Below are 12,380 nucleotides of genomic sequence, written 5' to 3'. Positions count from 1 at the left end.
GATTCTTGGACGAGCTTCACGGCTCGTCCAAGAACTCTTTTATGTAAAATTGCAAGTTTTTTGCCTTTTCTTTTGTCTGTTTGCAAGAAAAGTTGTACTTTTGCCGACGCAAGGATTAAAATCTTTTTTTAAAAATGACAAAATGAAACGTAAAACTTGCAAAATGAGGACACTCGCCATGATCATGGCGGTGTTCAGTAGTGTTGCCGCTATGGGGCAATCAGAGAAAAAGAACAGTGAGCCCGATTGGCTGAAGGACTTCACAAGTAGAATCACTCTTAACGGTTATGCACAGGGAGGCTGGTCGTATCAGAACCCTAACGGAGAACCAACCAATGCCTACAACCTTAAACGCACCTTACTATGGGCAAAGGCACGTATCACCGATCGCTGGTCGTTTATGTTCATGCACGACTTCTCGAGCGTAGTCCAGGAGTTCTATACCGACTATCGCCTCTCGAAGGGTAACGAACTGACTGTGCGCCTCGGACAATTCAAACACTCCTATTCGATGGAAAATCCCCTCTCGCCCACACAGCTGGAGCTTATCGACGTCTATTCGCAGGCGGTGCTCTATCTGGCTGGCGAAGGTCCCGACCCGCTGAATGGCGTCAACTATGGCCGTGATATGGGTCTGGAGATCTATGGCGATCTGGCCAAGGGCCTCGTCCACTACGAGCTGGCCTTGATGAGTGGTCAGGGTATCAACCGTAGGGACCTGAATAATCAGAAAGACTTTATTGCCAAACTTGAACTGCGTCCCATGCCGGGCTTCCGCGTGGTGGCATCAGGTTATCTGGGCACGGGCTGTGCTGTGAACACGGCTGCCTGGAACCCTGACGTCAAGGTGGGCGACAACTATACACGCAATCGTTACAGTGTGGGTGCTGAGTATAAGACGCAGACCTATGCTGGTAGTAAATACAAGGAAGCGCGTCCGGCCTCCATCCGTGCAGAGTGGCTCGGTGGTCAGGATGGCGACGTGGGCTCACGTGGCGGCTATGCCACCGTCTGCATCCCTGTGGTGGATGCCCTCGACGTGGTGGCCAGCGGCGAGACCTTCGACCGTAACACCAAGGTGGATGGCTGGGATCAGACCAACCTCACCTTAGGCTTGCAGTACTGGTTCTATAAGAAGTGCCGTCTGCAGCTGCAGTACACACGTTGCCTCTGTGGCGAGAATATCTCCTCAAAGGATTACGACTGGCTTCAGGCCCAAGTGCAGGTGGCATTTTAATTGAGAATTGAAAATTGAAAATTGAAAATTAAGAATCTATGATAATTAAGGTAACATTGACCATCATCTTCCTGGCCGTGATGATTGGCGTGGGTGTCTACTCCCGTAAGCAGGCCAGCACAGTCGACGGTTTCGTATTGGGCGGTCGTGCCGTAGGTCCCTGGCTCACGGCTTTCGCCTTCGGAACCTCCTATTTCTCAGCTGTGGTCTTCGTGGGCTACGCTGGACAGTTCGGATGGAGATACGGTCTCTCGAGTGCCTGGATCGGCATCGGCAATGCCATCATCGGTTCGCTTCTGGCCTGGATCATCTTAGGTCGTCGCACGAAGCTGATGACCCAGCATATCGAATCGCGCACGATGCCCGATTTCTTCGGCACCCGTTTCTCGGATCAGGGTCTGCGCGTGGTGGCCTCCGTCATCGCCTTCGTGTTCCTCATTCCCTACACAGCAGGTGTCTATAGTGGTATCTCCCGCCTCTTCGAGATGGGCTTCGAGATCCCTTACGAATACTGCGTGGTCATCATGTCTATCCTGACGGCTGTCTACGTGATAATCGGAGGTTACAAGGCCACGGCCATGAACGACTTCATCCAGGGTATCATCATGCTCTTTGGTATCTGTGCCGTTATTCTGGCTGTGCTCAATGCGCAGGGCGGACTGGTGGCTGCTGTCGATAAGCTGGCTCAGATTCCCTCTGATGCCGACCCCAGTGTGAACGGTGGATTTGCCTCGTGGTTCGGTCCCGATCCCTGGGGCTTGCTGGGTGTGGTCATCCTCACCTCACTGGGCACGATGGGCTTGCCTCAGATGGTGGGTAAGTTCTATTCCATCACCGACGAGAGTGCCATCAAGCGTGGTACGGTCATCTCAACCGTCTTCGCCTTCATCGTGGCTGGTGGCTGCTATTTCCTCGGAGGCTTCGGCCGTCTCTACGACCCCGTCATCAACGAGGCCACGGGTAAGATTGCCTTCGACTCGATCGTGCCTGCCATGCTGGTAACGCTGCCCGATGTGCTCATTGCCCTCGTGGTGTTGTTGGTGCTCTCTGCTTCGATGTCTACGCTGGCTTCGCTGGTGCTCACCTCGTCGTCTACCATGACCCTCGACCTCATCTATCGTGACAAGAAATCGCTGCCAGGCGAGGTGGAGGATGGTACCATCGACGATATCGTGGCCGAGAAGATCGAGCGTCGTAAGGTGGTGGTGATGCGTGTGCTCATCATGTTCTTCATTGCCATCTCCCTGCTCATCGCCCTCAATCCGCCTACGTTCATCGCTCAGCTGATGGGTATCTCCTGGGGTGCTCTGGCTGGTGCTTTCCTGGCTCCCTTCATGCTGGGTCTCTACTGGCGTGGCGTCACAAAGGCCAGCGTCTGGGCTTGCTTCGTTTGGGGTGTGGGTCTCACCGTGATCAACATGCTCATCGGCAACCCCATCAACCCGATCAACTGTGGTGCCATCGCCATGGTTGGCGGCTTCCCCGTAGTCTTTATTGTGAGTCTGCTCACCAAGAAACTCCCCCAAAAGACCGTCGACAGCATCTTCGAGTGCTACAAATAAGAAACAATAAACGGAAGCCACTGGCTTCCGTTTATTGTCTACATGCCCATGCACGAGGTGGCTCCCAGTGCCGTGAGTACGGCTCTGCCTGGCAAAAGTTCAAGCACCTGATGCTCGAGAATCCCGACCTCTCAGGCTTCGCGACGCAGTGATGGCGGACATTTCTTTCGTGTGAGGTCAATATTATTTACCAACATTTGGGGACACCCGTAGGGCGCCCCAATTTCGTGGTTTGTAGCGTCTTTTGAGAGCCCTTGAGTACACTGGGACTTTATGACGATTAAACCGTTGGTTTGTGACGGGTAAACTCCGACTTTATGACGGGTAAAATTCAGGTTTTAAAGTGGCAACTTTGGAACAGGTTTGGAGACTGCTAATAATGTAATGATTTTTTTATTTTCTAGACTGGCATTTCTGAACGGGTAATAAACAAAAAAAGCAGGAGTGTCATCACGACAGTCCTGCAACGTTTTTCTAACTAACTTATTATCAACTATTCATTACTCATTCTAGTTTGCGAGTGCAAAGGTACGACGAAAAATGGGAAAAAACAATAGTTGATGGTGAAAAAATACACGTAAACGTTTGCAAATTTCCAATTATTTTTGTACCTTTGCCGTGCAATAGGAAAATTGCACGGCGAGCGTGGGCTGCGGCTCAGCATAGCTCGAGCGAGTTCGGCTTTGCATTCGCCTTGCACCACCCTTGCAACGTCGACTAACTTATAACTCATTTTATGGCCATTAATAAACATCGTACATCATTGAAAGACCTCGCCAAAGAACTTGGCGTGAGTATTGCCACTGTAAGCAGGGCCTTGCGAAACTCTCCAGAGATTGGTGCTGAGATGCAGGAGAAGGTAAAGGCTCTGGCCAAGAAGCTGAATTACCGTCCGAACCCCTTTGCCCAGAGTCTGAGGAAGGAGGCACCGAGGGTGATTGGTGTGGTGGTGCCCAATCTGGTGACACACTATTATGCAGCCGTGCTCGATGGTATTGAGGATGAGGCCCGCGAGTCGGGCTACTCCGTCATCTGTGCCAATACCCACGAGGACAGTGAGAGGGAGGTCCAAGCCATCGACAACTTCATCAATCTTCATGTAGAAGGAATCATTGCCTGTCTTGCACAGAGCACCACCGACTATAAGCATTTTGAGGAAATCTCCCAGATGAGCATCCCCTTGGTGTTCTTCGGGCGAACCTGCCTGTCGGATAAGTTCTCTTGTGTAATGGCTAATGGCGATGTGGCAGCCCAGGAGGCCACACAGCACCTGATTGATACGGGCAGTCGCAGAATAGCCTTTATCGGAGGCCCCAATCACCTTGACATGGTGCGTCGTCGCAAACACGGTTATTTAGAGGCACTGCGCGAGAATAGGATTCCTATTGAGAGGGAACTTGTGGTGTGTGAGAAGATTGACTACGACTGGGCCTTGGAAGCCACGAAACGGCTGTTGGATATGGAAAACAGGCCTGATGCCATCTTGGCCTTCAATGACATCATCACCTTTGCCGCCTTTTCGGCCATCAAGGATAAGGGACTGCGGATTCCTGAGGATGTGGCGCTGATTGGCTTTACGGACGATGTGCATGCCCAATACGTCACACCACGGATGTCGGCCATCGAAGACCAGAGCCATGAGATGGGTATGGAGGCCTGTAGGCTGCTGTTGAAGAACATCGGCGGCGACCAGAAGATCTGTAAAAAGATCGTGCCGCAGAAGTTGGTCATCCGCGACACGAGTGCAAAGAAATGAAGATAATAACATATAGAGTGAATAGCGAGTAAATAATGAAAAACAAACTTTTGACATTATCGGCGATGCTGATAATCAGCCTCACCGTGTGGTCGGGCGTGATACCCGACATGAAATTCCGAAGACTTGATACCCGGGAGGGATTGTCGAACTCTACGGTAAACTGTATCTACCGTGACTCGCGAGGCTATGTGTGGTTGGGAACAGGCTATGGCCTGAACCGCTATGACGGCTATCGCGTGCGTATCTATTATTCTTACGACAAGGATACCACCTCGTTGCGCAACAACCGTGTGGATGAGATACAAGAGGGGTATGGTGGCAGACTATGGTTGAAGCAGGGCATGAACTATTCGCTCTACGACCCAGTGACAGAGCAGGTGGATCGTACACCTTCACGCTGGCTCAACCAGCAGGGTATCAAGGGCTCTATTGAGAGCCTCCATCTGGATTCGAAGAAGAACTATTGGATCAAAACCTACGAAGATGGATTCTACTATTTCAACCCCGTGACGAAGAATCTGCAACACCTGAACTTCGGCTATGGTGAGAACGAGTTCCCCAAGGAGTTCGGTGTGTCGGCCTATTCTGAGACAAAGGATGGTATGGTTCTCGTGTCGACATACGGTGAGCTGATGTGCATCAGGGGCGAGGAAGGCATCATCCGCTGGAAGAACAATTACGTGAAGGAAGCCCTGGACACCTATAACGACTACTGGGTGATGGTCGATAAGGAAGAAAACATCTGGGTGATCACGCACTCCACAGGTACCTATATTTACATGAAGCAAGAGGATCGCTGGTATACCTCGTTGACGGAGTTGATGCGGGCAAAGGGCTTTGAGAATGTGCCTGACGACATCGTCGTGTGGGAGGTGTGCTACGATGCAAAGGGATTCCTCTGGGTAGCCAGTGACCACATGGGTGCCCTGGTTCTCGACTTCAAGACCAAGGAGTGGCGTCAGTTCACGAATGTAAAGGGCGACGAGACCACCCTGCCCGATATCACGCTGAAGCATCTCTATCTCGATCAGCTGGGACGTATGTGGGTGGCCTCCTATAAGAATGGCGTCGCCATGTGTTCGGAGGCCATGTCAAACTTCACCAGCATGGCCCTTGGCGATATCAACGCCATCACAGAAGACAAGGATGGCAATTACTGGCTGGGTCTGAACAGCGGTGGTATCGTGAAACTAGATTCCAAAACCAGGGAGCCCTTGGAAAGATTTACCAAACAGTCGTTGGGAGTGCCCAGCGATGTGGTGGTGGGTAGCTATGCCGCCCGAGATGGCAGTCTTTGGTTCGGCACCTGGGAAGGTGGTCTGCTCAGATACAGGGGCGGACAGTGGAAGAACTTCCGTGCCTCCGATGAGGGTAGTCTGCTGAAAACAAATAATATATGGGGCGTGACAGAAGATCGCTGGGGTAACATCTGGGCAGGTGTGCTGGGCGGCGGTGCTGTCAGGTTCGACAAGAATACAGACAAACAGACGGCTGTCACATCAGACAATTCCGTGTTGAATACCGTTTGGACAAATAGCATCTCTACGGCACCCAATGGCTGGATTGTATTGGGTAACTCAGAGTACTATGCCCTGATACATCCTGGCAATCTCAAGGTCATTAACGGAACGCTTCCGCAGGAGGATGACCTGAAGGCCATCACTGTGTCGACGGCCACCAGTCAGGCTGTGATGGATAGCCGTGGACTACTCTGGCTCTGCTCACCTTCTGGCGTGGTCATCTACGACCGTAAGACTGGGCAGAAGACGCTGCTCGATATGAAGTCGGGCCTGCATGGATCAAATGCCGTGGCTGTGACTGAGGATACCAGGAAGAGCATGTGGGTGGCCACCGATCATGGTGTATCGAACATCACCCCGCTGAAGCAGGACGATGGCACATGGACATTTACCGTTCGCAGTTTCAATGACAGAGACGGCTTGCAGCCTGGTCCGTTCAATCAACGGGCCATCTTCTGTAGTCGTTCTGGTGAACTGCTGATTGGCGGACAGGATGGGCTGGATATCATCAACACGCTGAATCTGGGTAATGGCGATGCCAGCGAACGGCCAGTGTTCAGTGGTATGCTCCTTTTTGACCAGGAAGTGGAAGTGGGACATAAGTATGATGGCCGCGTCATTCTGAAGGAAGCCCTTGACATGCAGCGTAGCATCAGTCTGAAATACAGCGAGAACCAGTTTACGATACACATGGCATCGGACAATGGCGGCGTGAAGAATGCCACGCGTTTCATCTACCAGTTGAAAGGCTTCAACGACCGTTGGATCAAGACCTCGGCAGCTAATCCCGACATCACCTACATGTCGTTGCCTCCAGGTACCTATACACTCTGCGTGAGAATGCTGAGAGACGATGGCACCATGGGGGAAAATGAGAGTGAACTGGAGATAACCATCGGCTCTCCCTGGTACAGCTCATGGTGGGCATACATCCTATATCTCCTGCTGTTGGTGGCAGGCTGGATAGGCTGGCGCAAGTGGCAGCAGCTACGCCGTAGTCCGAAGGGCACGCATGGCGTTGAGGACAGCCAAGACGGTGACTCCTACATCAGCAAAGACAGCGAGCCACATGGTAGCGATGCCGAGGGTGGCGAGGATCAGGACAGCAACCTTGATGCCGATGGCGACTCCTACATTCTGCTGAGCGATGAGGATGGTGCGCCTGGCGATGCTGACCGCTAAGGCAATCTTCGAAGGCTTGTCGTCCATCAGTACGATGTCTGCTGCCTCGATGGCAGCATCGCTGCCTAAGCCTCCCATGGCAATGCCTACATCAGCGCGTGCCAGCACAGGGGCATCATTGATGCCATCGCCCACGAAGGCCAGGTAGCTGTTGGCGGGCTTCTCGCCGAGCAGACGTTCCACATGACTGACTTTGTCTGCTGGCAGTAGTTCGGCATGGTATTCACTCAAGCCGAGCTGTTCGGCTACTTTCTCACCAACCTCCTGACGGTCGCCAGTCAGCATCACGGTCTTGGCAATACCCAGCGCATCCAGCTGTCGGATGGCCTCGGCACTGTCGTCCTTAATTTTGTCGTTGATGACGATATGGCCTGCATACTGTCCGTCGATGGCGACATGGATGATCGTTCCGACATGATGGCAGTCGTGCCAGTTGGCCCCCACGGCATCCATCATCTTGGTGTTGCCTACACAGACAGTCTTTCCACCCACCCGGGCACGGATGCCATGACCAGCAACCTCTTCCACCTCCGACACCTCACAGCCGTCGGTAGCCTCCTCTGGGAAGGCATCGCGCAGGGCGGCACCGATGGGGTGGGTGGAGTAATGCTCCAAATGGGCTGCCAGGTGCAGCAATTGGTGCTCGTTGCAGGCCTCGGGATGAACAGCCGTGACGGCAAACTGACCATGCGTGAGTGTACCCGTCTTGTCGAAGACTACTGTGTGTAGTTTCGCCAGAACATCCATATAGCTGGCCCCTTTGATGAGGATGCCTTTGCGTGAAGCGCCGCCGATGCCTCCGAAGAAGGTCAGCGGAACGCTGATGACCAAGGCGCAGGGACAGCTGACGACAAGGAACATCAAGGCACGATAAAGCCATGTGGCCAACGCACCTCCAAAGAGGGTGGGGATGATGGCCAGAGCCACGGCGGCAAAGACAACGATGGGGGTATAGATACGGGCAAAACGGGTGATGAACGCCTCACTCTTCGACTTGTTCTCCCCCGCATTCTCTACGAGTGATAGAATCTTTGATACTGTGCTCTCACCAAAAGCTTTCGTGGTACGTACCCTGATGACGCCAGAGAGGTTGACGCAGCCCGAGATGACCTCATCGCCTACGCTGATCTCACGAGGCAGACTCTCGCCGGTAAGGGCGATGGTGTTAAGCGAGGTGGAGCCCTCAATGATGATACCGTCCAATGGCACCTTCTCGCCTGGGCGTATCACAATAATTGATCCTACTTCTACAGCCTCAGGACTAATGTCCTGTAACTCCCGGTCTCCCTGTCTCCCTGTCTCCTCCAGATGTGCCACATCGGGACGAATGTCCATCAGATGGGCAATGCTGTCGCGACTCTTTCCCTCAGCGTAACCCTCGAAGAGTTCTCCTACCTGGAAGAAAAGCATGACAAATACCGCCTCAGGAAACTCTGTCTCTGCCCCTGGCAGAAAACCGATGCAGAGAGCTCCGATAGTGGCTATCGACATGAGGAAGTGCTCATTGAAGATATCCCCGTGCATCAGTCCTTCCAGAGCCTCTTTCAGGGTGTCGTGGCCAATGAGCAGATAGGGCACGAGGTAGAGGAGTAGTAGATTGAAGATTGAAAAATGAATATTGAAAATGAGTCCCTTCTCGATGAGAACGGCGATGACGAGCAGGATGGCTGTGATGACAATCAGGGAGAGCTGTTTCTTCAGGCTGTGCTCGTGGTGATGATGCTCATGTTCATGCTCATGATGATGTTCAAGATGGTGTTCATGTTCGTGCTCGCAGCACTCGTGGTGATGATGTTCGTGTGACATATTTACCTTTTTACTTTTTTACTTTTTTACCTTGAAATTCTTTTCGGATGCAAAGGTACGGCCTTTCTTTCGCAACTTGGTTGCAATTTTTTTCCAAATCATTTGTTTATGTCAGGGAAAATGTCTAAATTTGTGCCGAATTATGAATATTATCAGATGACCCGCAATGATATGAAACAACTGCTAACATCTTTGTTGCTGACGTTCTGCCTTGGCATGAACGCAGCATCTACAGTGATTCCTGATATGAAGTTCCGTCGTCTGGATACGCGTGACGGATTGTCGAATTCTTCAGTCAATGAACTGTTTCAAGACTCTAGAGGAGTCATTTGGATAGGAACGGCCTACGGCTTGAACCGCTATGACGGCTATCGCTTCCATACGTTCTATTCCGATCCGAATGATACCACGTCGCTACGCAACAACTATGTCGATATGATCTGGGAGGATATCGATGGCAGGCTGTGGCTGCGCCAGGGTATGAACTTCTGCATTTTCGACCCCAAGACGGAGAGCACTGTACGCAATCCTTCGTCCGAACTCGCCAAAATCGGCATCACGGGCGGTATTGACCGTATCTATATCGACGCGCAGAAGAATCTGTGGGTGAAGAACTATGACGACGGCCTCTATTGCTATAATCCCAAGACGAAGCAGAAGACGCTGGTCAAGTACGGCTATGATGAAGACCAGTTCCCCAAAGACTTCTGGTTCTCCTCGTTTGCTGAATATAACGGTCTGCTGATAGTAGCATCGAGTAATGGTGAACTGATGGGTATCGATGGCCGCAAGGGGCGCGTGATTTGGAAAGACGACTACATGAAGCGTAGCGGGGGAGATCAGAATACGGAGTACCGGACGATTGTCGACAACGACGGCAACTTCTTTATCCTTTCCAATGGAAAGAGTTATGTGTACGACCAGAAGCAGAAGAAGTGGTATAACTCCATCAATGAGTTTTTTGGTCTGAAAGGCGTGACGGCCCTGCCTGACAACCTGCTGGTGTGGGACCTGATGATGGATCAACGCAGCTGGCTCTGGCTGGCTACTGATCATGAGGGTCTGATTGTGATCGACACGAAGACCATGGAGATGAAGCAGTTCCTGAATAATAAATTCGACGAGAGCTCCATCAACGAGAATACCTTAAAGCAGTTGATGCTCGACAAGAGTGGTAATGTATGGATTGGCGCCTATCGTAGCGGTCTGAACCAGTATATTGAGAAGCCTCAGGCCTTCTCCCTGCTCGAATTGGGAGATATCAACACCACAACCGAGGATATCTATGGCAACTACTGGTTTGGCAGTGACAATAATGGTATCATCAAATATGATCCTAAGACGGGCGAGCAGCAGCATTTCAACAAGGCAAACAGTCCGCTGACATCCGATATCATGGTGGCTAGCCATGGAGCCCGCGACGGCTCTGTATGGTTTGGTACTTACAACGGTGGTCTGGTGCGCGTTGTTAATGGTCAGGTGAAAGTCTATTCTGCCTCCAGCGCTGAGGGCTCATTGGCCAACAGCAACGTGTGGTCGGTTACGGAGGATAAGTGGGGTGACATCTGGATTGGTACCTTGGGTAGTGGTGTGCAGAAACTCAACGTGAAGACGGGTAAGTTCAGGACCTATGACCCCAACAACAGCAATCTGAAAGAGATTTTTATGACCTCGGCCAACTGGAATAAGAAAGGCTGGCTCGTGGTGGGACACTCTCAGTTCTATTCGTTCATCAATCCTGTCAGCGGCAAGGTGATCAACTTCACGATTCCTGCAGTCCCAGGCCAGTCGGTAGCCAATGCCACCAACGTTTGTGTGATGGAGGATAGTCGTGAATTGATATGGTATGGCTCTACTTCCGGTTGCTGTATCTATGATCGGAAGACTGGCAAGCAGACGACGCTCGACATGACCAACGGTCTGATAGGCTCCAGCGTGGCAGGTATTGCTGAGGATAAGCTCCACACCATGTGGGTGGTCACCGATCATGGTGTCTCAAACGTTGTGCCAAAGAAAGAAGATAATGGCGAGTGGTCGTTCCTGGTGCGTAGTTTCAGTAGCAAGGACGGCTTGCAGCAGGGACCTTATAACAAGCGTTCTATCAGTTGTACGCACGATGGTCTGATTCTCGTGGGTGGCGTAGGTGGCGTGGATGTCATCGACCCCAAGCTGGTGGCCAATGTCAATAATACAGAAAAACCCATCTTCAGCGGACTGAAGCTCTTCGGTCAGGAACTGGGTGTCGGCAAGGCTTATGAAGGACGTGTCATCCTCAAGAAGGCACTCAACGAGCTCGAGGAACTGACGCTGCGCTATGACGAGAACCAGTTTACCATTCAGTTGGGTACCGATAAAGGTGAGATTCACAACACCTCGCGCTTCATCTACATGCTGGAAAGCTTCAGCGACAAGTGGATTAAGACCGAGCCCCAGGACCCGAACATCACCTATATGTCGCTCCACCATGGCGACTATGTGCTCCATGTGCGTATGCTTAACGAGGATGGTTCGATGGGTCAGAACGAGGCTGTGCTGAAAATCTCCATCACGCCCCCGCTGCTTCGTAACCGTTGGATGCTGTTGACCTTCCTGCTGTGTGTCGGAGGAGGTGTCTATTTCTGGCGTCGCCTCTTCTTGAAGCGTCAGGCAGACACTGTAGAGCGCGAACATCTGCGTATGGAGGTGATGAAGAAGCAGTGGATGAACGAGATGAAGGCCCAGCTCATGAAAGAAGCTGGTTTGGATCAGCAGAAGCAGCCAACACGTACCAGTGAGGATCTGGCATGGGGCATGAAGCCCGAAGACTTACATAAGACCCCAGGTGACCTGCAGGAGTTTATGGAGGAGCAATGTGCCCAGTTCAAGGCTCCAGAAGGCAAGCGCCTGAAGTTTACCTTCTTCCCCTTGGCGCCCGACCTCTCTATGGAATTCGACCACGACATGTTGGGACAGGCCATTCAGATTCTTTTGAACAACTCGGTGATGTTCTCGCCCAGTGATTGTCGTATCAAGGTGTTTGTAGACAAGACCGATAAGAATGGCTCCATCCGCATCTCGGATAATGGCGTCGGCTTGCCAGAGGAGGCCAAGGAACACATGTTCGATCCCGTTGTCAGCGACGACGACCCTGGCGTATGCCTGCATATCGTGAAGGACATCGTGACTGCCCATGGCGGTACGGTCGTGGGCGACAATAATGCCGGAGGTGGAAGTGTGTTCACCATCACCCTGCCGCTTGATGGCATGGGCGATGATGTCGAAGAGGCTGTACTTATGGATGATGAGAATTAATACAAACATTATAAAAACCAATT

Annotated in this window: 6 protein-coding genes and 1 pseudogene; 6 read left to right on the top strand and 1 reads right to left on the bottom strand. The window is 51.9% G+C overall.

Features of this window, described 5'->3' with window-relative positions; genetic code table 11:
* The first annotated feature begins 142 nt into the window (after positions 1-142).
* From BMY16_RS00980 to BMY16_RS15955, 5 genes and pseudogenes are all read left to right on the top strand, one after another.
* Complete coding sequence (locus tag BMY16_RS00980; RefSeq protein WP_139207077.1) at positions 143-1,237, top strand: porin; 1,095 nt, start codon at positions 143-145, stop codon at positions 1,235-1,237.
* A gap of 38 nt (positions 1,238-1,275) precedes the next feature.
* Positions 1,276-2,799, top strand: coding sequence for a sodium:solute symporter family transporter (locus tag BMY16_RS00975; RefSeq protein ID WP_091838824.1), 1,524 nt, complete (start codon positions 1,276-1,278; stop codon positions 2,797-2,799).
* On the top strand, positions 2,787-2,951 hold the full coding sequence (locus BMY16_RS15400) for a hypothetical protein (RefSeq protein ID WP_170835959.1): 165 nt from the start codon (positions 2,787-2,789) through the stop codon (positions 2,949-2,951). The genes BMY16_RS00975 and BMY16_RS15400 overlap by 13 nt, the downstream gene beginning before the upstream one ends.
* 590 nt (positions 2,952-3,541) lie before the next feature.
* Positions 3,542-4,555 carry a LacI family DNA-binding transcriptional regulator gene (locus tag BMY16_RS00970; RefSeq protein ID WP_091839819.1) on the top strand — a complete coding sequence of 338 codons (1,014 nt, stop codon included), beginning with the start codon at positions 3,542-3,544 and terminating at the stop codon, positions 4,553-4,555.
* Between the two features lie 35 nt (positions 4,556-4,590).
* A pseudogene (locus BMY16_RS15955) lies at positions 4,591-6,963 on the top strand (two-component regulator propeller domain-containing protein); the annotation flags it as partial.
* Between the two features lie 102 nt (positions 6,964-7,065).
* On the opposite strand, the gene BMY16_RS15755 reads toward BMY16_RS15955, so the two are convergent.
* Positions 7,066-8,961: a heavy metal translocating P-type ATPase gene (locus BMY16_RS15755; protein ID WP_091839817.1), complete on the bottom strand. Its 1,896-nt coding sequence runs from the start codon at positions 8,959-8,961 to the stop codon at positions 7,066-7,068.
* Positions 8,962-9,237: 276 nt separating this feature from the next.
* On the opposite strand from BMY16_RS15755, the gene BMY16_RS00955 reads away from it, so the two are divergent.
* Positions 9,238-12,357 carry a sensor histidine kinase gene (locus tag BMY16_RS00955; protein WP_170835958.1) on the top strand — a complete coding sequence of 1,040 codons (3,120 nt, stop codon included), beginning with the start codon at positions 9,238-9,240 and terminating at the stop codon, positions 12,355-12,357.
* The last annotated feature ends 23 nt before the right edge of the window (positions 12,358-12,380 follow it).

Origin of the sequence: Prevotella sp. ne3005 (genome assembly GCF_900110085.1) — a bacterium.
In the GTDB taxonomy this organism is placed as follows: domain Bacteria; phylum Bacteroidota; class Bacteroidia; order Bacteroidales; family Bacteroidaceae; genus Prevotella.
Note: the sequence above shows the minus strand (reverse complement) of the source record. Positions and strands in the feature narration are given on the sequence as shown.